The organism is Nocardioides aurantiacus (genome assembly GCF_003752505.1).
GTDB lineage: Bacteria > Actinomycetota > Actinomycetes > Propionibacteriales > Nocardioidaceae > Marmoricola > Marmoricola aurantiacus.
This window is the reverse complement of record NZ_RKHO01000001.1, coordinates 709,792-729,616: the sequence shown is the minus strand read 5'-3', so window position 1 is coordinate 729,616 and position 19,825 is coordinate 709,792. Positions and strand designations below refer to the sequence as shown.

Sequence of the window (19,825 nt, the reverse complement as noted above, 5' to 3'; positions counted from 1 at the left end):
GCACTAATGCAGCGCTAATTACAACAGCGTCATTCGACGCCGGTATTCAGCGCTGCGGCGAGTGGTGCAGCCGGCGCGCCGCCTCGGCGACCGACCCGCTCATCGAGGGGTAGACGGTGAAGACGTGGGCCAGCTGGTCGACGGTGAGCGACTCGGCCACGGCGATCGAGATGGGGTGGATCAGCTCGCTGGCCCGAGGCCCCACCACCACCCCGCCGATCACGGCGCCGGTGCCGGGGCGGGCGAAGAGCTTCACGAACCCGTCCCGCACGCCCTGCATCTTGGCCCGGGCGTTGCCGGCCAGCTCCAGGCGCACCGTCTCGGCCGGGATCTCGCCGGCGTCCACGGCGCGCTGCGAGCAGCCCACGGTGGCGATCTCGGGCGCGGTGAAGACGTTGGAGGACACCTGGCCCAGGTCGAGCGGGGTGACGGCGTCGCCGAGGAAGTGCCACATCGCGATCCGGCCCTGCATGGCGGCGACGCTGGCGAGCATCAGCACACCGGTGCAGTCGCCCGCGGCGTACACGCCCCGGGCGGAGGTGCGCGAGACGCGGTCGACCTTGACGAAGCCGCCGTCGTCCAGCGCGACGCCGGCCTCCTCCAGGCCCAGGCCCTGGGTCTTGGGCACCGAGCCCAGCGCGAGCAGGCAGTGCGAGCCGGTCACGGTGCGGCCGTCGGTCAGGGTCACGGTGACCTCGTCGCCGTCGCGGGTGACCGACTCCATCCGCGAGCGCGAGAGCACGTTCATGCCGCGCCGGGTCAGCACCTGCTCGAGCACCTCGGCGGCGTCGGCGTCCTCGCCGGGCAGCACGCGGTCGCGCGAGGAGACCAGGGTGACCTCGACGCCGAGCGCGAGGTAGGCGTTGGCGAACTCCGCACCCGTGACGCCGGAGCCGACGACGATCATGTGCGAGGGCGTCTCGGTGAGGTCGTAGACCTGCTCCCAGGTCAGGATGCGCTCGCCGTCGGGCTCGGCGGTGCGCAGCGTGCGCGGGGCGGCACCCGTCGCGAGCAGCACGGCGTCGGCCTCGAGCCGCTCGGTGCCGCCGTCGGGCAGCGTGACCTCCACGGCCCCCGGCCCGTCGAGGCGACCGAAGCCGGTGACGACCCGGACCCCCTCGGTCTCGAGGCGCTCGCCGATGTCGTCGGACTGGTCGCGCGCGAGCCGCTTGACCCGGGCGTTGACGCGGCCCAGGTCGACGGTGAGCTGGTGGGCGGGGTCGCCCTCGTGGTCCTCGAACTGCACCCCGAGCTCGGGCGCGCCGGAGAACTCCGTCATCAGCTCGGCGGTGGCGATCAGGGTCTTGCTGGGCACGCAGTCGGTCACCACGGCCGAGCCGCCGAGGCCGTCGCTGTCGACCACGGTCACCTCGGCGCCGATCTGCACGGCGACCAGCGCCGCCTCGTAGCCGCCGGGGCCGCCGCCGATGACCACCACGCGCTGGGCCTGCCCGAAGTCTGGTGTCGTCACGCCCTCATTGTGTCGCATGCCGGGCCGGCGCCCGCCGCGGCTTAGTGTGACGCCGTGACGCTGTACGCCGCCTACGGGACCAACCTCGATCCCGCCCGCATGGGAGAGCGGTGTCCCCACTCCCCGCTGCGGGGCACCGGCTGGCTCGAGGGCTGGCGCCTCACCTTCGGCGGCGAGGAGCACGGCATCGACGGCGCCCTCGCCACGATCGTGCAGGACACCTTCGAGCGGGTGTTCGTGGCGATCTACGACGTCACCGACGAGGACGTCGCCGCGCTCGACGGCTGGGAGTCGGCCGACACCGGGCTGTTCCGCAAGGTCAAGGTCCGGGTCTCGCTGCTGGCCTCGGAGGAGGTCGCGTGGGCCTACGTGCTCGACGCCTTCGAGGGCGGGCTGCCCTCGGCGACCTACCTCGGCACCCTCGCCGACGCCGCGGAGGCCGCCGACGCGCCCGACGACTACCTCGCGGCGCTGCGCTCCCGGCCCTGCCGGTCCAACTTCGGCGGCTGAGGCGACGACATAGGGTCGGGGCCGTGAACGAGCAGACCACGCCCCCGTCGTACGCCGCGCAGGCCGCCGAGGCCGCCGCGGTCCTGGCCGAGAGGACCGGCGTCGAGCGCCACGACGTCGCCCTGGTGATGGGCTCGGGCTGGCTCCCGGCCGTCGACGCCCTCGGCGAGGCCACCGCCGAGATCAGCGCCACCGACCTCCCGGGCTTCGCCCCGCCGGCCGTGGCGGGTCACGCCGGCCGGATCCGCTCGGTCCGCGCCGGGGACACGAACCTGCTGGTCTTCCTCGGGCGCACCCACCTCTACGAGGGCCTGGGCACGCGCGCCGTCGTGCACGGCGTCCGCACCGCCGCGGCGGCGGGCTGCCGCACCGTCGTGCTGACCAACGGCTGCGGCGGTCTCGACGAGTCCTGGGCGCCCGGCACGCCCGTGCTGATCTCCGACCACGTCAACCTGACCGCCACCTCCCCCCTCGAGGGCGCCACCTTCGTCGACCTCACCGACCTCTACAGCCCCCGGCTGCGCGCGCTGTGCCGCGACGCCGACCCGACGCTGGACGAGGGCGTCTACGTGCAGCTGCCCGGTCCCCACTACGAGACCCCCGCCGAGATCCGGATGATCCGCGCCATCGGCGGCACCCTGGTCGGGATGAGCACCACGCTCGAGGCCATCGCCGCCCGCGAGGCGGGGATGGAGGTGCTCGGCATCAGCCTGGTCACCAACCTCGCCGCCGGCATCACCGGTGAGCCGCTGGACCACCAGGAGGTGCTCGCCGCGGGTCGCGCCGCGGCCAGCCGGATGGGCGAGCTGCTCGGGGGCGTCGTACCCCACCTGTGAGGACGCCGCCGCGGTGTCCGCGCCCGCGCCCGCACCGTTGACAGCGTCGCCCCCGCACCGATAACCAGGACCCCGGCCGCGCGCTCCCGTCCGGGGGCGGCGGCCGAGCCACCGGGAGGGGCAGGCATGAGCGAGGACAAGGCCCAGCAGGACCAGCAGGCCACGCACGACCAGGGCGAGTCGCCCGACTTCGACGGCGACGGCCACTCCGAGGAGGGCACCATCCTCGACGACGGCGGCGTCGACACCGACGAGCGCGCCGGCCGCAGCCAGGGCATCGACACCGAGTCCGAGCCCGACGAGGACACCAAGCAGGAGATGGAGGAGGAGCGCGAGCGCCGCCTCGACCCCGAGAACCGTCCCGACAACGCGGAGATCGACAACACCCAGCGCGACTTCGACGTCGACCGGGGCAAGTTCACCGACCGCGACGACTACGACGAGAGCGACCCCGCGCCGTACGCCGACGAGCAGGACCCGGAGAGCAGCGCCGCCGAGGACGAGGACGCCGAGGACTAGCCTTCGGCGCATGCGCTCCCCCGCCCCCCTGGTCTCCTGCTCCGTCGCCGACGGCGTCGCCGAGGTGCGCCTCGACCGGCCCGAGAAGCTCAACGCGCTCACGCTCCAGACGCTCCACGAGCTGGTGGCCGTCGCACGCCGGCTGCGCCGCGACCGGTCGCTGCGCGCGGTCGTGCTGACCGGCGAGGGCACCTCGTTCTGCGCCGGCCTCGACTTCGGCGCGGTGCTGCGGCAGCCGGCGGGGATCGTGACGGCGTTCGTGCCGCGTCCCTGGCGCGGCACCAACGTCTTCCAGGAGGCCTGCTGGGCCTGGCGCCGGCTGCCGGTGCCGGTGATCGCGGCGGTCGACGGCCACTGCTACGGCGGCGGCGTGCAGCTCGCGCTGGCCGCCGACTTCCGGGTCGCGGCGCCCGACTCGCAGTGGTCGGTGCTCGAGGGCAGGTGGGGGATCATCCCCGACATGAGCGGGGTGGTGACGCTCAAGCAGCTCGTCGGCGCCGACACCGCCAAGCTGCTGACGATGACCGCGCGCAAGGTCTCGGGCAAGGAGGCCCACGACCTCGGGCTGGTGACCGAGCTGGCCGCCGACCCCGTCGCCGCGGCCCACGACCTGGCCCGCGAGCTGGCCGAGCGCTCCCCCGACGCGCTGGCGGGCGCCAAGCGGCTCTTCGACGACACCTGGACGGCCTCGGTGCGGCGTACCTTCGCCCGCGAGCGCGCCGAACAGCTGCTGCTCCTGTTCGGGGCCAACGCCCGGGCCGCCCGCGAGGCCGCCTTCGGGTCGGCCCCCGCCCGGTTCGGTCCCCGCACCCGGCGGTGAGGAGTCGGGTCTAGATTGACCGGCATGGCTACCACCGCACTCGGTCCCGACCCCGCCCAGACCTCCGGCGACCTGCCCGCCCCCGGCTCGCAGGCCCCCGACTTCACCCTCGTCGACACCGACCTGGCGGAGTTCTCCCTCTCCGACCTGCCCGGCCGCCGGGTGATCAGCATCTTCCCCAGCATCGGCACCGGCGTCTGCCAGGCCAGCGTGCGGAAGTTCAACGAGCTGGCCGCGGGCCTGGAGGACACCACCGTCCTCAACGTCTCGGTCGACCTGCCGTTCGCGCTCACCGGCTTCTGCGCCGCCGAGGGCCTCGACGCGGTCAAGGTGGGCTCGGCCTTCCGGTCCAGCTTCGGCGAGGACTACGGCGTGCGCCTGCTCGACACCAAGTTCGAGGGCCTGCTCGCCCGCGCCGTGGTCGTCGTCGACGCCGACGGCACCGTGGTGCACTCCGAGCTGGTGCCGCAGATCGGCCAGGAGCCCGACTACGACGCCGCCGTCGCGGCGCTCTCCTGACGGGTCCGGGTCGATGAAGCTCGCCGTCCACGCCGCGAACCTGACCTGGCCCGGTGGGGCCGGCGAGCTCGCCCCCACCCTCGCCGGGGTCGCCCGCGCCGCCGACCAGGGCGGTGTGACCACCCTGACGATGATGGACCACTGGTTCCAGATGGAGCAGATGGGCGGCCCCGCCGAGCCCATGCTCGAGGGCTACACCTCGCTGGGCTTCCTGGCCGGGGTGACCGAGCGCGTCGAGCTCGGCCTGCTGGTCACCGGCGTGACCTACCGCCACCCCGGCCTGCTGGCCAAGACCGTCGCGACCCTCGACGTGCTCTCGGGCGGCCGGGCGCTCTTCGGGATCGGCGCGGCGTGGTACGACCGCGAGCACCACGGCCTCGGCGTGCCGTTCCCCCCGATGAAGGAGCGCTTCGAGCGGCTCGAGGAGGCGATCCAGGTCTGCGCGCAGATGTGGGGACCCGAGGAGGGCGCCTACGAGGGCACCCACTACCAGCTCGCCGAGACCGTCTGCCGTCCTGCGCCGCTGCGCGAGGGCGGTCCGCGGGTGCTCGTGGGCGGGTCCGGGGAGCGCAAGACGCTGCGGATGGTGGCGCAGTACGCCGACGCCTGCAACCTCTTCGCCACCGACCGCGACGAGCTGGCCCACAAGCTCGAGGTGCTCGACCGGCACTGCGCCGACCTGGGCCGCGACCCGTCCGAGGTCCAGCGCACCAACATCTACGGCGGTGACGTGCTGGGCGACGTCGACGGCTTCCTGCGCCAGGCCGAGGTCTGGGCCTCGCTGGGCCTGGACATGGTCTGGGTCGGACCCTCGTCCGACGACCCGGTGGGCAGCGTGGAGCGGCTCTGCACCGAGGTGCTGCCCCGGCTGGAGCAGCTGGGGTGATCCCGGAGGACCTGCGGCAGCGCGTCCTGGCCTGGATCTCCGAGGACCCCGACCCCGGCACCCGGACCGAGCTCGAGGCGCTGCTCGAGGCCGGTGCGGCCGAGGAGCTCGCCGACCGCTTCGCCGGCGTGCTGGAGTTCGGCACCGCCGGGCTGCGCGGCGCGCTCGGCGCGGGGCCGCGGCGGATGAACCGGGTCGTGGTGCTGCGTGCCGCGGCCGGCCTCGCGGCCCACCTCCGCGAGAAGGGCGCGGGCGAGGCCGACTCCGTCGTCATCGGGTACGACGCCCGCCACCTCTCCGACGTCTTCGCCCGTGACACCGCCGAGGTCGTCGCCGGGGCCGGGATGCGGGCCCTGCTGCTCCCCCGCCCGCTCCCGACCCCGCTGCTCGCCCACGCGATCCGCGACCTGGGCTGCGTGGCCGGCGTGATGGTGACCGCCAGCCACAACCCACCGCAGGACAACGGCTACAAGGTCTACCTCGGCGACGGCAGCCAGATCGTGCCGCCCGCCGACGAGCAGATCGCCGCCCGCATCGAGGCCGTCGGCCCGCTGGCCGAGGTGCCCCGCGGACCCGACGAGCGCATCGAGGTGCTCGGCGACGACGTGCTCGACCGCTACCTCGACGACGTGGTCGGGCTGGTCGGCAGCGACGGTCCCCGCGACCTGGTCACCGTCTACACCCCGCTGCACGGGGTCGGCGGCGACACCGTCGCCACCGTGCTGCGCCAGGCCGGCTTCCCGGCGCCCCACGTGGTGGCCGAGCAGGCCGAGCCCGACCCCGACTTCCCGACCGTGGCCTTCCCCAACCCCGAGGAGCCGGGGGCGATGGACCTCGCGCTGGCCCGCGCCGCCGAGGTCGGCGCCGACCTCGTGGTGGCCAACGACCCCGACGCCGACCGCTGCGCCGTCGCCGTCCCGGGCCCGCACGGCTGGCAGCTGCTGCGGGGCGACGAGGTGGGCGCGCTGCTGGCCTCCCACCTCCTCGACCGTGGTGCCCGCGGCACCTGGGCCACCTCGATCGTGTCGTCCTCGCTGCTCGGCAAGCTCGCCGCCGCGCACGACCAGGCGTACGCCGAGACGCTGACCGGCTTCAAGTGGATCGGTCGGGTGCCCGACCTGGCCTTCGGCTACGAGGAGGCGCTCGGCTACTGCGTCGACCCTGCCCACGTGCGCGACAAGGACGGCGTCTCGGCCCTGCTGCTGGTCTGCGACCTCGCCGCCCGGCTCAAGGCCGAGGGCCGCACCCTGCTCGACCGGCTCGACGACCTCGCCCGCGAGCACGGCCTGCACGCGACCGACCAGCTCTCGGTGCGGATGGACGACCTGGCGGCCATCCCGGCGGCGGTCGACCGGCTGCGCTCGGCCCCGCCCGCGACGCTGGGGGGCCTGGCCGTCGAGCAGGTCGACGACCTCGCGCAGGGGGCCGGACCGGGTCTCCCGCCCACCAACGGGCTGCGGCTGCGGCTGGCCGAGGGCGGTCGGGTCGTCGTACGCCCCTCGGGCACCGAGCCCAAGCTCAAGTGCTACCTCGAGGTGGTCGTGCCCGTGGACGCCGGCGGGGTCGACGCGGCCCGGATCTCCGCGGCGGGACGGCTGGACGCGATCCGCGCCGACCTGGCCGCGGCCGCGGGGCTCTGAGCCCCCGAGGTCACGCCTGGGGTCGCGCGGCGCGCTTGCTGCGCAGGCCCACGCGCTTCTGGACCTCCTGGATCTTGAGGTTGCGCTGGTCGATCCGCGGCACGTAGCGGATCTCGCGCAGCCCCTGCTCCTGGGCGGCCGACTCGAAGGTGAAGTGGCCGAAGCCGAGGATGCGGCCGTGGAGCGGCTTGTAGACCGTGATGTCGAGGATGCGCTGCAGCGGCATCGAGGCCTCGCGCCGGTTGAGCAGGCCGTGGACGCGGAACACCTTGTCGCTGGTGACCACGAACCGGTCGATGTTGCGCTGCAGCGCCATCACCCCGCCCCACGCCATCACCAGCAGCCCGGCGAGGAAGGGGAACCACGCGCCGCTCGGGCGGGTGAAGAGGAACAGCGCCCAGATGGCGAGCCCTGCGGCCCCCACGAGCGCGGGGACGACGTAGACCACCCAGTGCTTGGTCACGACGTCGGCGATGTCCTCGTCGTCGACGCCGTCGCGCAGCAGTCGCTCACCGATGTCGGGGTCGGTCAGCCAGCGCCAGACCCTGCCCACGTCACAGCCCGCCCACGAGGTCAGCCCGTGACGGTGGTGAGGAACCGGCTGAGGGCGTCGAAGAGCCGCATCAGGAGGTCCCAGATCGCGGTGCCGATGTCACGCACCATCGAGCCCGCGCCGTTGGGGTCGGTGAAGAGGAACCACAGCAGGAACAGGACGACGACGATGCCCACGCCCTTCTTCAGCACGCCTGTCATCTCGCCGCTCCTCGCTGGACTGGTCTCCGCGCGAGCACGCGGGACCCGACCTTTCTACCAACGTCGGCGGCCGGACCGGCGCAGGCGCGCTCACCCGGCGCACGGCATGATGCGGGCATGAGCCCCGCCCCCCTCGTCCCCGTCCCCTTCCCCGTCGAGGTCGAGGGCGGCACCCTGGCGACGTTCCGGTACGGCGACCCCGACGCGCCCCCGCACCGCACGGTGGTGGCGCTGCACGGCATCACCGCCTCCTCACGGGCCTGGCCGGCCGTGGCCCGCGCCCTGCCCGACGACTGGGCCCTGGTCGCGCCCGACCTGCGCGGCCGCGGCGCGTCGCGTGACCTGCCCGGCCCGACCGGGCTGACCCGTCACGCCGACGACCTCACCCACGTCGCCGCGGCGATCGACCCGGAGGAGACCGGCGACCTCGTGCTGCTCGGCCACTCCATGGGGGCGTACGCCGCGCTGCTGACCGTCGACGACGACCCCACCCCCTTCCGCCGGCTCGTGCTGGTCGACGGCGGCATCCCGCTGCCCGTCCCCGAGGGCGTCGACCACGACGAGCTGCTCGCGGCCACGCTCGGCCCGGCCCTGGCGCGGCTGAGCCAGACCTACGAGGACGCCGAGGCCTACGTCGACCTCTTCCGGGCGCACCCGGCGCTGGGCCCGCACTGGAGCCCCGACATCGAGACCTACGTCCGCTACGACGCCCTCGAGACCGCCGACGGCGTGCGCTCGCGCGCCGTCGAGGACGCGGTGCGCTCCGACGGGCGCGACCTGCTCGTGCTGGGCGAGGAGCTCGACGACGCCCTGGGCCGGCTGCGGGTGCCCACCACCCTGCTGGTGGCCCCGCTCGGCATGTTCGGCGAGGCCCCGGGCCTGTTGCCGGCGGCCGCCGTCGAGCTGTACGACGCCGCGCTGGACGACCTGACGGTGGAGACCGTCGAGGACGTCAACCACTACACGATCCTGTTCGACCCGAGGGCCGTCGAGCGCGTCGTGGCCGCCGTCACCGGCTGAGGAGCCCCCTCCTACGAGCCGCCCGCCTCGAGGCTCTCCAGGAGCAGGTCGGCGGCGGCGTAGGGGTCGCTGCGGCCGTGCACGACCTCCTCGGCGAGGTCGTCGAGCGCGGCGTTCTCGTGGACGCCGCGCCACTGCTGGCGCAGCGCGGTCAGCGCGATGCTCTCGATCTCGTCGCGGGCCCGACGCAGCCGGCGGCGCTCCAGCTCGCCGGACTCCACGAGGTGGACCCGGTGCTGCTCGATCGCCTCGGCGACCTCGTCGACGCCGACGCCCTTGCTCGCCACGGTCTTGACGATCGGGGGGCGCCAGGCGCCCTCGGGCCGGTCGCCGAGCGCGATCATCGAGCGCAGCTCGCGACGCACCTGGTCGGCCCCGTCACGGTCGGCCTTGTTGATCACGAAGACGTCGCCCACCTCGAGGATGCCGGCCTTGGCCGCCTGGACGCCGTCGCCCATGCCCGGGGAGAGCAGCACCAGCGTGGTGTCGGCCATCGCGGCGACCTCGACCTCGCTCTGCCCGACGCCGACGGTCTCGACGAGGATCACGTCGCAGCCGGCCGCGTCGAGCACCCGCAGCGCCTGCGGCGTCGCCCAGGACAGGCCGCCGAGGTGGCCGCGCGAGGCCATCGAGCGGATGTAGACGCCGCCGTCGAGGGCGTGGTCCTGCATCCGGACCCGGTCGCCCAGGAGGGCGCCACCGGAGAACGGCGAGGAGGGGTCGACCGCGAGCACCCCCACCCGCTTGCCCTGCTCGCGCAGCACGCCGACCAGGGCGGAGGTGGAGGTCGACTTGCCGACCCCGGGCGAGCCGGTCAGGCCGACCACCTGGGCGCCGGAGCGCCGCTCGTCGTCACCGCGGGCCGACCCGGAGTACGGCGCCAGGCCGGCCATCACCTCGCGCAGCAGCGGCGAGGCGTCCTCGACGAGCGAGATCAGCCGGGCGACCGAGCGGGCGTCGCCGGACCTCGCCTTCTCGACGAGGGTCGGGACGTCGCCGCTCGATCGCCTGCCCACGTCAGGACGCGGGGACCTTCACGACCAGGGCGTCGCCCTGGCCACCGCCGCCGCACAGCGCCGCGACACCGGTGCCGCCGCCGCGACGACGCAGCTCGTGGGCGAGGTGGAGCACGATCCGGGCGCCGGACATGCCGACCGGGTGGCCGAGCGCGATGGCGCCGCCGTTGACGTTGACCTTCTCGTCGGGGATCCCGAGCTCGCGGGCCGAGGCGATGCCGACGGCCGCGAAGGCCTCGTTGAACTCCACGAGGTCGACGTCCTCGACCGAGAGGCCCTCCTTGGCCAGCGCCTTGGCGGTGGCGTTGGCGGGCTGCAGCTGCAGCGTGGAGTCGGGGCCGGCGACCTCGGCGTGGGCGCCGATCTCCGCGATCCACGACAGGCCCAGCTCCTCGGCCTTGGCCTTGCTCATCACGACCACGGCGCAGGCGCCGTCGGAGATCTGCGAGGCCGAGCCGGCGGTGATGGTGCCGTCCTTGCGGAAGGCGGGGCGCAGCCGGCCGAGCGACTCCGCGGTGGTGTCGCCGCGCACGCCCTCGTCCTGGCTGACCACGACGGGGTCGCCCTTGCGCTGGGGGATCTCCACGGGGACGACCTCGTCGTCGAAGAGGCCGTTCTTCCAGGCCGCGGCCGCCTTCTGGTGGCTCTGGGCCGCGAACTCGTCCTGCTCCTCGCGGGTCAGGTTGGCGTCGGCGCCGTTGCACTCCTCGGTGAGCAGTCCCATCGCCTGCTGGGTGGTCTGGTCGTAGAGCGCGTCGTAGGCCATCGAGTCGACCAGCGCGACGTCGCCGTACTTGAAGCCCTCGCGGGACTTGGGCAGCAGGTGCGGGGCGTTGGTCATCGACTCCATGCCGCCGGCCACGACGATCTCGTGCTGGCCGGAGCGGATCAGCGCGTCGGCCGTGGCGATGGCGTTGACGCCGGAGAGGCAGACCTTGTTGATGGTGATGGAGGGCAGCGACATCGGCAGGCCCGCCGCGATGCCCGCGGTGCGGGCGGGGTTCTGGCCCGCGCCGGCCTGGATGACCTGGCCCATGATCAGGTAGTCGACCTGGTCGCCGGAGACGCCGGCCTTCTCGAGCGCGCCCTTGATGGCGACGCCGCCGAGCTCGGCCGCCGAGAGGCCCTTGAGCCCGCCGAGCAGGCGTCCGATCGGGGTGCGAGCACCGGCGACGATGACGGATGCGGACATGGCGGGGCCTCCTGGAGGAACGGGACTGCGACTGCTGGCCACCGTAACCGCGATCACCGACGAGCAGCAGGGGTGGATGCGGACCACGGATGTCGGACACGTCACACCGGGTCGACGCCCCGCGCGGCGGCGTCCCACACTGACCGGCATGACCGACGCACCCGCCCTGCCGACCCACCTGTTCACCGCGATCGACCACGTGGGCATCGCGGTGCCCGACCTCGACGTCGCGATCGCGGAGTACCGCGACAAGTTCGGCATGGTCGTGCTGCACGAGGAGACCAACGAGGAGCAGGGCGTGCGCGAGGCGATGGTCGGCGTCGGCGACTCCGGCTCCTGCATCCAGCTGCTGGCGCCGCTGTCGCCGGAGTCGACGATCGCGAAGTTCCTCGACCGGTCCGGGCCGGGCCTGCAGCAGCTCGCCTACCGCGTCGACGACGTCGAGCAGGTCTCCGCGGTGCTGCGCGAGCGCGGCCTGCGTCTGCTGTACGACGCCCCCCGTCGCGGCACCGCCGGGTCGCGCATCAACTTCGTCCACCCCAAGGACGCGGGCGGCGTCCTGGTCGAGCTGGTCGAGCCCGCGGCCGGGACGCACTAGCCCGGTCGGCGACGCCCTCACCGCCGCCGCGCCATGATGGGCCGGTGAGCGACCAACGCCCGGACCCGACCACCGACCACCGCTCGGCCGCCGAGGACGCCGCCCTGCTCGAGCAGGCGCTGTTCGAGGTCAAGCGGGTCATGGTCGGGCAGGACGCGCTGGTCGAGCGGATGATGGTCGGGCTGCTGGCCCGCGGCCACCTGCTCCTGGAGGGCGTGCCGGGCGTGGCCAAGACGCTGGCGGTGCGCACGCTGGCCGACGTGGTCGGCGGCTCCTTCCACCGGCTGCAGTTCACCCCCGACCTGATGCCCGGCGACATCGTGGGCACCCGCGTCTGGCGGCCCTCGAGCGAGGCCTTCGACACCGAGCTCGGACCGGTGTTCGCCAACCTGGTGCTGGCCGACGAGATCAACCGGGCACCGGCCAAGGTGCAGTCGGCGCTGCTGGAGGCCATGGCCGAGGGCCAGGTGAGCATCGGGCGCACGACGTACGCCCTCCCCCAGCCGTTCCTGGTGATGGCCACCCAGAACCCGATCGAGTCCGAGGGCGTCTACCAGCTGCCCGAGGCGCAGCGCGACCGCTTCCTGATGAAGGTCGTCGTGGACTACCCCGACGAGGCCGAGGAGCTGACGATCCTGCAGCGGATGAGCGTCGACCCGCCGCGCTCGCGCCAGGTGCTCAGCGCCGAGCAGGTCCTCGGCCTGCAGGCCGCGGCCGACCGGGTGTTCGTGCACCACGCCGTTGCGCAGTACGTCGTGCGCCTGGTCGTCTCGACCCGGCACCCCGAGCGCCACGGGCTGCACGCGATCGCGCCCCACGTGGAGTTCGGCGTCAGCCCCCGGGCGACGCTCGGCCTGGTCGCGGCGGCCCGCGCCCTGGCGCTGATGCGCGGCCGCGACTACGTGCTGCCCCGCGACGTGGCCGACGTCGCGCCCGACGTGCTCGCCCACCGCCTCGTCCTGACCTTCGACGCCGTCGCCGACGGCGCCGACCCGCGGCGCATCGTCGAGCACGTCCTGTCGGTCGTGCCGGCGCCCCAGGTGGCGCCCCACGACGCCCCGAGCGCGACCGGGGTGGCGTGAGGCCGCCGACCGGCGCCCCCCCGGGTGGCGGGAGCCGTCGCGCCTCCGCGCCGCTCTCGGAGACCGCCCGCGCCTTCGCCTCGCTGGACCTGCGCGTCCGGCGTCGCCTCGGCGGTCTGCTGCACGGCGACGAGGCCGGGCTGCGACTGGGCCCGGGCAGCGAGCCCGAGGAGGTGACGCGCTACCGCCCCGGTGAGGACGACGTGCGCCGGATCGACTGGAACGTCACCGCCCGCAGCTCCGAGCCCCACGTGTGGCGCACCGTGGCCGAGCACGAGCGCGAGACCTGGGTGCTCGTCGACGAGACCGCGAGCATGGACTTCGGCACCACCGACCTGGAGAAGGGCGACCTCGCCACCTGGGTCACCGGCGCGCTGGGGCTGCTCAGCGCCGGTCCGGGCAACCGGCTCGGCGTCGCCCACCTGCGTCCCGAGGGGATGGCCTGGACGGCACCGCTGCCCCCGCGCACCGCCGCGATGCAGGCCCTGTCCCGGTTGCCCGCCTCGCCCGGGCAGGCCGGGTCCTCGACGGGACGCACCCCCACCGACGCGGCGCTCCCCTCGACCCTCGACCTGGCCGGCGCCCTGGACGCGCTCGGCGCGCGGCACCGCCGACCCGGGGTCCGCGTGGTGGTCACCGACTTCGTCGAGCCCGACGGCCGCACCGAGCGGCCCTACCCCTGGGAGCGGCCGATGCGCCGGCTGGCGCAGCGCCACGAGGTCCTGGTGGTCGAGGTCGTCGACCCCCGCGAGCTGACGCTCCCCGACGTCGGGCCGGTCGTGCTCGTCGATCCCGAGACCGGGCACCGCTGCGAGGTGTGGACCTCCTCGGCCCGCCTGCGCCACGAGTACGCCGAGCTGGCCGCCGCCCACCGCGCGGGCGTCGCCGCGGCCGTCCGCGCCGCCGGGGCCGGCCACCTGGTGCTGCGCACCGACCGCGACTGGGTCGACGACCTCGCCCGCCACGTCGTGGGCCGCCGCACCCCGCAGCGCGCGGGGCGCCGCGCCGCGAGGAGCCCCCGATGACCTTCCTGAGCCCGTGGTGGCTGCTCACGCTGCTGCCGGTCGTCGCCCTCGCCGTCGTCTACGTGCTGCAGCGCCGGCGGCAGTCGTCGTACGCCGTGCGGTTCGCCTCGCTGCCGATGCTGGAGCGGCTGGTCCCCCGCCGACCCCGCTGGCGGCGCCACCTGCCGGCCGCGCTGCTGCTGCTCGCGCTGGCCTCCCTGGGCCTCGCCGCGGGCCGCCCGCAGGCCGAGCTGCAGGTGCCCCGGGAGAACGCCACCGTGATCGTGACCGTGGACGTCTCGCTGTCCATGGAGGCCACCGACGTCGAGCCCAACCGGCTCGAGGCGGCCCAGGACGCCGCGGTGGAGTTCGTCGAGGGGCTGCCCGAGGGCTTCAACGTGGGCGTCGTGACGTTCTCCGGCAACGTCACGGTCGCGGCACCGCCGACCGCCGACCGCGCGGCGGCCGTCGAGGCCCTGGAGGACCTCGACCTGGACACCCGCACCGCGATCGGCGAAGGCGTGTTCACCTCCCTCGACCAGGTCGCGCGGATGGCCGAGCGCAACGGCGAGGAGCAGGTCCCGGCCCACGTCGTGCTGCTCTCAGACGGCACCAACACCGTCGGCCGCACCCCCGCGCAGGCCGCCGAGGCCGCCACCGCGGCCGGGGTGCCCGTCTCCACCATCGCCTACGGCACCGCCGAGGGCACGGTCATGGCCGAGGGCCAGCTGGTGCCGGTGCCGGTCGACGAGGCCACGCTCGCCACGCTCGCCACCGACACCGGTGGGACGGCGTACACCGCACGCTCCGGGGACGAGCTGGCCGAGGTCTACGACGACATCCGCTCCTCGATCGGCTTCCGCGCCGAGGACGTCGAGCTGACCCGCTGGCTGGCGGTCCTGGGGCTGCTGCTCGGGCTGGTGGCGGCGGGGCTGTCGCTGCGCTGGTTCGCGCGCTTCCCCTAGCCGGTCCGTCGCGGAGCGGCACCGTTCCGGGGGGACTGAGACGAGTGCCACAGTCGGGGGACACCGAGGTTACCGGTCGTTAATGTCGGGCCACCTGATCGACCCAACGCCCCGATCGCCCAGCCCCTAGGAGCCGACGACCGTGCAGCAGATCCTCGACGCCATCCTGGCCGGTGACACCTCCCCGGAGGACTACGCCGCCCTGGAACTCCCTGCCTCCTACCGCGGCGCCACCGTGCGCAAGGACGAGGTCGAGATGTTCGAGGGCGTGGCCAGCCGGGACAAGGACCCCCGCAAGTCGCTGCACATCGACGAGGTGGACCTCCCCGAGCTCGGCCCGGGCGAGGCGATCGTCGCGGTGATGGCCAGCGCCATCAACTACAACACCGTCTGGACCTCGATCTTCGAGCCCGTCTCGACCTTCGGCTTCCTGGAGCGCTACGGCCGCGTCTCGCCGCTGTCCAAGCGCCACGACCTGCCCTACCACGTGGTCGGCTCCGACCTCGCCGGCGTCGTGCTCAAGACCGGCCTCGGCGTCCACTCCTGGAAGCCCGGTGACGAGGTCGTGGCCCACTGCCTCTCGGTCGAGCTGGAGAGCCCCGACGGCCACGGCGACACGATGATGGACCCCGAGCAGCGGATCTGGGGCTTCGAGACCAACTTCGGCGGCCTGGCCGAGCTCGCGCTGGTGAAGTCCAACCAGCTGATGCCCAAGCCCGACCACCTCACCTGGGAGGAGGCCGCCTCCCCCGGCCTGGTCAACTCCACGGCGTACCGCCAGCTGGTGAGCCGCAACGGCGCCGGCATGAAGCAGGGCGACAACGTGCTGATCTGGGGCGCCAGCGGCGGCCTGGGCGGCTTCGCGACGCAGTACGCCCTCAACGGCGGCGCCGTCCCCGTCTGCGTGGTCTCCAGCGACGAGAAGGCCGAGATCTGCCGCAAGATGGGCGCGGAGCTGATCATCAACCGCTCCGAGGCGGGCTATGCCTTCTGGAAGGACGAGCACACCCAGGACCAGAAGGAGTGGCGCCGCTTCGGCGGCGACATCCGGGCCCTGACCGGCGGCGAGGACGTCGACATCGTCTTCGAGCACCCGGGTCGCGAGACCTTCGGTGCCAGCGTGTACGCCGCTCGCAAGGGCGGCACCATCGTCACCTGCGCCTCCACCAGCGGCTACATGCACCAGTACGACAACCGCTACCTGTGGATGAACCTCAAGCGCATCATCGGCTCCCACTTCGCCAACTACCGCGAGTCGTGGGAGGCCAACCGCCTCATCGCCAAGGGCATGATCCACCCGACGCTCTCGCGCACCTACGGTCTCGACGACGTCGGCCAGGCCGCGCTCGACGTGCACCACAACAAGCACCAGGGCAAGGTCGGCGTGCTGTGCCTCGCGCCCGAGGAGGGCCTCGGCGTCCGCGACGAGGAGCTGCGCGCGAAGCACCTCACCCAGATCAACGCCTTCCGCGGGGTCTGACCACAGCGCCCCCGCGACCCCGACCGGGGCTGGTGGGTTCCCCAGGGGACCCACCAGCCCCAGTCGTGTCCCCGATGTGCGTTTCTCCGGCGCGTCGGCGCGTGGCCCACGTGCTTCGCGGCACGTGGTGGGTGACACTGGGCGGCGTACGGCGGACACCGGTCCCCCCGGTCGCACCGTCGCCGTCGGTCACCACACAGGGGATAGAGGAACTTCCATGAGCAACCAGGGCCTGTCCATCTTCGACCGCGACCCCGAGCCCGGCGAGCGGGACGACGAGGCGACCCAGGTCGTGCCGGTCGTCGACGAGGCCCCCTCCGAGGCCCCCGCCACGGGCTCCGGCAGCGGCGCCACGGGCAGCACGTCGGCCACCCGCACCCAGTCCCGACCGCAGGCCCCGACGCAGCGCCAGCAGCCGCGCGAGCAGGCCCCGCGGGCCCAGGGCGGCCAGGGCCAGCAGCGTCCCGAGCGCACCGAGCAGCCGCGCTCCGAGGACCGCCCGTCGGCCCCCGCACGTCCCGCGGCCGCCCGGCCGCAGACGAGCACCCAGGCCCCGCAGCTGCCGACCGTGCGTCGTGGTGGCTACGACACCGCGGCCGTCGACAGCTTCGTGCGCACCGCCACCGCCGAGAAGGCCGGCCTCGCCGCCAGCCTGTCCGAGGCCCAGGACCGGCTGCAGTCGCTGACCTCCGAGCTCGACTCGCTGCGCACCCGGGTCGAGGAGAACGAGAACCCGACGTACGCCGGTCTCGGTGCCCGCGCCAACGAGATGCTGCGCCTCGCCGAGGAGCAGGCCGCTGAGGTGCTCGACGAGGCCAACGCGCAGGCCCAGCAGATCCGCCAGCAGGCCCAGCGCGACGCCGCGGCGGTGAAGTCCGAGGCCGAGGCCGACGCCGAGGACATGCGCCTGGTGCAGACGCGCGAGCTCGAGGAGACCCGCAACCGCGCCACCGCCGACATCGAGGCCCACCGCGCCCGCGCGCTCGCCGAGGCCGACGAGCGCCTCTCCGGGGCCAAGCGTGAGGCCGAGCAGCACCGCCTCGCCGCCGAGCAGGAGACCAACGCGCTGCGCATCAGCGCCGCCCGCGACGCGGAGGCCGCCCGTGCCGCCGCCGAGCGCGAGGTGCAGGAGGCGCGCCGCACCCTGGCCGTCGAGCAGGAGCGGCTGACCCGCGAGGCCGCGGACAACCACGACCTCGCCCGGGCCGAGACCCAGCGCCTGGTCACCGACGCGCAGGACGCCGCCGACGCCGCGCAGAAGCGGGCCCGCGAGGCCACCGAGGCCGCCGAGGCCGCGCGCGAGCAGGCCGCCCTCGAGGCCGAGCAGCACGTCAGCCGGTCGCGCCGCGAGGCCGAGCAGATCGTCAACGCCGCCAAGAAGCAGGCCGAGGCGCTGCGCAACAGTGGCCACGCCGACTCCGAGCGGGAGCTGCAGGCGCTGCAGGCCGAGGTCGACCGCCTGGCCCGGCGTCGCGACTCGATCACCTCCCAGCTCGCGCAGCTGCGCGACGTGGTGGCCGGGTTCGGCTCCGACGACTGAGGCGCCCCGCCCACGACGAGGGCCCGCACACCTCACGGTGTGCGGGCCCTCGTCGCGTCCGTTCAGGGGGCGGTGAACCGTCGCAGCACCTCGACGAACACCTCGGGCTTCTCCGAGTGCACCCAATGGCCGGCGCCCTTGACGGTCAGCCGGCGGTGGTGCGGGAACAGCGCCGCCATGGCCTCGACGTGCGCGGGCTGCACGTAGCGCGACTCCGCACCCGCGACCCACAGCACCGGGCCGTCGTAGGTCAGCCCGGCGAGACGGTCCCCGGGCCACCCGCTGATGGTGGCGAGGCTGGAGCCCAGGCCCTCGAGGTCGACCTGCCAGCGCCACGACTCGCCGTCGCGGCGCAGGTTCTGCAGCAGGAAGTCGCGCACGGTCCGCGACGGGACGGCGTCCGACAGCGCCTCCTCGGCGTCGCTGCGGCGATGCACCGCGGCGAGGTCGAGACCCCGCATCGCCTCGACGTACGCCGCGAACTCGGTGCTCCCGCCGTAGTCGACCGGCGCGACGTCGACGACGACCAGCCGCGCGACCAGCTCGGGGTGGCGCACCGCGAGCACCATCGCGACCTTGCCGCCCATCGAGTGGCCGACCAACGTCACCGGCTCGTCGGTCGGCAGCGCCGCGGCGACCTGGTCGGCCAGGTCGAGGTAGTCCACCCGCTCGGGCCACGACGACCGGCCGTGGTGGGGCAGGTCGACGAGCAGCGACCGGTGCTCGTCGGACAGGGCCTTCGCGACCCCGGTCCAGTTGCGCCCCTGGCCGAACAGGCCGTGGCAGAAGACGAGCAGGGAGCCACTGTGGTCGCCACCGACCGTGGTGGTGTGCAGGGCCATGGGCCCATCCTGCCGCAGCCCAGGGTCAGGCCGACCAGCGCACGGACTCCTCGACCACGTCGGCGAAGGCGTGCACGCCCCGGAGGTCGGTGCGGTGGGAGAGCAGGGTGCTGACGCCCTGCAGGTGGCGCACGGCGAGGTCGCGGGTGGCCCCCTCGCGGCGACGCTGCTCGGGGGTGGTGCCGGCGGACGTCGGGACAGCCAGGTCGTGGCGGTGCGGACGGTTCAGGGCGATGGTCATGGGCTCAGCGTGACCGAGGCAGGTCACCGGGAGGTTGACGCTCCGTTACGGCTGCGTCACCAGATTGGATCGTGCAAATGTACGCCGCTCAGAAGTCGAAGCCGTCGAACATGTCGCCGACGCCGTCGAACATCCCGCCGATCCCGTCGCCGATCGAGCCGATGCCCTCCCCCAGGCCCTCGCCGATGGCCCCGATGCCGTCGCCCAGACCGTCGAAGCCGCCGCCGAACATCATCCCCATGAACATGAAGTTCATCGGGCTGAAGCCACCGAAGTAGCCCGCGGCGTAGGGCTGGTAGGCGCGACCCCCCTGCCAGTAGGGCACCCGCTGCGAGCCGACCATGACCTTGCGGATGTCGGGCTCGGCGCCGACCTTGACGCGCTCGGCGTCCAGGGCGCAGGCCGGCACGTCGCGCAGCGCGCCGCCCGGCGGGGCGTAGGGGACGTCCTCGACCGAGAGGCCGTGGCGGGGGTCGAAGAAGCACGGCGGACGGCGGGTGGGCAACGGCTCCCCCGCGACCCGGGCCCGGACGCACGCCATGGCGTAGCGGCCGTCCTCGAGGATCTCGGTGACGTGCTTGACCTGCTCGGGGGCGGTGATCGTGTCCGCGGCCTTCTTGGCCGCCTCGTAGGCGTCCAGCGCCCGCTGGTAGTCGGAGCTGGCACCGGGGTCGAGCGGCGCCCCCGCCAGGTCGAGGTCGAGGTCCTGCAGCTCCACCCCCAGCGCCGTCACGTCCTCGAAGGCGAGCTGGCGCACGGGGGCCAGCTCGGCCTCCTTGCGCTCCAGCTCGCGCCGCTTGTTGCGCTGCAGCACCCACCACAGGGCACCGGCGGCGAGCGCGAGCACGACGAGGAACACGAGGGTCTGCATGCCGCCAGCGTACGTCGGGC

The 19,825-nt window shown here is 74.0% G+C and carries 22 protein-coding genes; 14 read left to right on the top strand and 8 right to left on the bottom strand.

Annotated elements, in window-relative coordinates:
* Window positions 1–46: 46 nt before the first annotated feature.
* Window positions 47–1,471, bottom strand: a complete 1,425-nt coding sequence (locus tag EDD33_RS03625) for an NAD(P)H-quinone dehydrogenase (protein WP_246003350.1) — start codon at window positions 1,469–1,471, stop codon at window positions 47–49.
* 54 nt (window positions 1,472–1,525) lie between these two features.
* On the opposite strand from EDD33_RS03625, the gene EDD33_RS03620 reads away from it, so the two are divergent.
* The 7 genes from EDD33_RS03620 (at window position 1,526) to EDD33_RS03590 (ending at window position 7,201) form a co-directional block, all read left to right on the top strand.
* Window positions 1,526–1,981, top strand: coding sequence for a gamma-glutamylcyclotransferase family protein (locus tag EDD33_RS03620; RefSeq protein WP_123389140.1), 456 nt, complete (start codon window positions 1,526–1,528; stop codon window positions 1,979–1,981).
* A 23-nt stretch (window positions 1,982–2,004) separates the two neighbouring features.
* Window positions 2,005–2,817, top strand: coding sequence for a purine-nucleoside phosphorylase (locus EDD33_RS03615; protein WP_123389139.1), 813 nt, complete (start codon window positions 2,005–2,007; stop codon window positions 2,815–2,817).
* Window positions 2,818–2,943: 126 nt separating this feature from the next.
* Window positions 2,944–3,336: a hypothetical protein gene (locus tag EDD33_RS03610; protein ID WP_123389138.1), complete on the top strand. Its 393-nt coding sequence runs from the start codon at window positions 2,944–2,946 to the stop codon at window positions 3,334–3,336.
* Between the two features lie 10 nt (window positions 3,337–3,346).
* The gene (locus EDD33_RS03605) at window positions 3,347–4,156 is read left to right on the top strand and encodes a crotonase/enoyl-CoA hydratase family protein (protein ID WP_123389137.1); all 810 of its coding nucleotides are present in this window, start codon (window positions 3,347–3,349) and stop codon (window positions 4,154–4,156) included.
* Window positions 4,157–4,180: 24 nt separating this feature from the next.
* On the top strand, window positions 4,181–4,675 hold the full coding sequence (gene tpx, locus EDD33_RS03600) for a thiol peroxidase (RefSeq protein WP_123389136.1): 495 nt from the start codon (window positions 4,181–4,183) through the stop codon (window positions 4,673–4,675).
* Between the two features lie 13 nt (window positions 4,676–4,688).
* Window positions 4,689–5,561: an LLM class F420-dependent oxidoreductase gene (locus EDD33_RS03595; protein ID WP_123389135.1), complete on the top strand. Its 873-nt coding sequence runs from the start codon at window positions 4,689–4,691 to the stop codon at window positions 5,559–5,561.
* The gene (locus EDD33_RS03590) at window positions 5,558–7,201 is read left to right on the top strand and encodes a phospho-sugar mutase (RefSeq protein WP_425463832.1); all 1,644 of its coding nucleotides are present in this window, start codon (window positions 5,558–5,560) and stop codon (window positions 7,199–7,201) included. Before EDD33_RS03595 ends, EDD33_RS03590 begins: the two co-directional genes overlap by 4 nt.
* A 10-nt stretch (window positions 7,202–7,211) precedes the next feature.
* Here the strand turns inward: EDD33_RS03590 and EDD33_RS03585 are convergent, their stop codons facing one another.
* On the bottom strand, window positions 7,212–7,754 hold the full coding sequence (locus EDD33_RS03585; RefSeq protein WP_123389134.1) for a PH domain-containing protein: 543 nt from the start codon (window positions 7,752–7,754) through the stop codon (window positions 7,212–7,214).
* Window positions 7,755–7,774: 20 nt separating this feature from the next.
* The gene (locus EDD33_RS03580; protein WP_056536930.1) at window positions 7,775–7,954 is read right to left on the bottom strand and encodes a hypothetical protein; all 180 of its coding nucleotides are present in this window, start codon (window positions 7,952–7,954) and stop codon (window positions 7,775–7,777) included.
* A gap of 117 nt (window positions 7,955–8,071) precedes the next feature.
* On the opposite strand from EDD33_RS03580, the gene EDD33_RS03575 reads away from it, so the two are divergent.
* On the top strand, window positions 8,072–8,974 hold the full coding sequence (locus EDD33_RS03575; RefSeq protein ID WP_123389133.1) for an alpha/beta fold hydrolase: 903 nt from the start codon (window positions 8,072–8,074) through the stop codon (window positions 8,972–8,974).
* A gap of 11 nt (window positions 8,975–8,985) precedes the next feature.
* Here EDD33_RS03575 and meaB read toward each other — a convergent pair whose 3' ends face one another.
* Entirely contained in the window at window positions 8,986–9,990 is a 1,005-nt protein-coding gene (gene meaB, locus EDD33_RS03570; protein ID WP_123389132.1) for a methylmalonyl Co-A mutase-associated GTPase MeaB, read from the bottom strand.
* A gap of 1 nt (window position 9,991) precedes the next feature.
* On the bottom strand, window positions 9,992–11,182 hold the full coding sequence (locus EDD33_RS03565; RefSeq protein ID WP_123389131.1) for an acetyl-CoA C-acetyltransferase: 1,191 nt from the start codon (window positions 11,180–11,182) through the stop codon (window positions 9,992–9,994).
* A 148-nt stretch (window positions 11,183–11,330) separates the two neighbouring features.
* On the opposite strand from EDD33_RS03565, the gene mce reads away from it, so the two are divergent.
* The 6 genes from mce (at window position 11,331) to EDD33_RS03535 (ending at window position 17,851) form a co-directional block, all read left to right on the top strand.
* Window positions 11,331–11,780, top strand: a complete 450-nt coding sequence (gene mce, locus EDD33_RS03560; RefSeq protein ID WP_123389130.1) for a methylmalonyl-CoA epimerase — start codon at window positions 11,331–11,333, stop codon at window positions 11,778–11,780.
* Between the two features lie 140 nt (window positions 11,781–11,920).
* Complete coding sequence (locus EDD33_RS03555; protein WP_123392975.1) at window positions 11,921–12,862, top strand: AAA family ATPase; 942 nt, start codon at window positions 11,921–11,923, stop codon at window positions 12,860–12,862.
* The gene (locus tag EDD33_RS03550; RefSeq protein WP_211332397.1) at window positions 12,859–13,887 is read left to right on the top strand and encodes a DUF58 domain-containing protein; all 1,029 of its coding nucleotides are present in this window, start codon (window positions 12,859–12,861) and stop codon (window positions 13,885–13,887) included. The genes EDD33_RS03555 and EDD33_RS03550 overlap by 4 nt, the downstream gene beginning before the upstream one ends.
* Window positions 13,884–14,831: a VWA domain-containing protein gene (locus tag EDD33_RS03545; protein WP_123389129.1), complete on the top strand. Its 948-nt coding sequence runs from the start codon at window positions 13,884–13,886 to the stop codon at window positions 14,829–14,831. The genes EDD33_RS03550 and EDD33_RS03545 overlap by 4 nt, the downstream gene beginning before the upstream one ends.
* Window positions 14,832–14,973: 142 nt before the next feature.
* Window positions 14,974–16,311, top strand: coding sequence for a crotonyl-CoA carboxylase/reductase (gene ccrA / locus EDD33_RS03540; RefSeq protein WP_123389128.1), 1,338 nt, complete (start codon window positions 14,974–14,976; stop codon window positions 16,309–16,311).
* A 217-nt stretch (window positions 16,312–16,528) separates the two neighbouring features.
* On the top strand, window positions 16,529–17,851 hold the full coding sequence (locus EDD33_RS03535) for a coiled-coil domain-containing protein (protein WP_123389127.1): 1,323 nt from the start codon (window positions 16,529–16,531) through the stop codon (window positions 17,849–17,851).
* Between the two features lie 62 nt (window positions 17,852–17,913).
* On the opposite strand, the gene EDD33_RS03530 is transcribed toward EDD33_RS03535, so the two are convergent.
* The 3 genes from EDD33_RS03530 to EDD33_RS03520 form a co-directional block, all read right to left on the bottom strand.
* Window positions 17,914–18,693 carry an alpha/beta fold hydrolase gene (locus EDD33_RS03530; protein ID WP_123389126.1) on the bottom strand — a complete coding sequence of 260 codons (780 nt, stop codon included), beginning with the start codon at window positions 18,691–18,693 and terminating at the stop codon, window positions 17,914–17,916.
* A 25-nt stretch (window positions 18,694–18,718) separates the two neighbouring features.
* Entirely contained in the window at window positions 18,719–18,934 is a 216-nt protein-coding gene (locus EDD33_RS03525) for a hypothetical protein (protein WP_246003349.1), read from the bottom strand.
* Window positions 18,935–19,022: 88 nt separating this feature from the next.
* The gene (locus EDD33_RS03520; RefSeq protein ID WP_123389125.1) at window positions 19,023–19,805 is read right to left on the bottom strand and encodes a hypothetical protein; all 783 of its coding nucleotides are present in this window, start codon (window positions 19,803–19,805) and stop codon (window positions 19,023–19,025) included.
* Window positions 19,806–19,825: the final 20 nt, after the last annotated feature.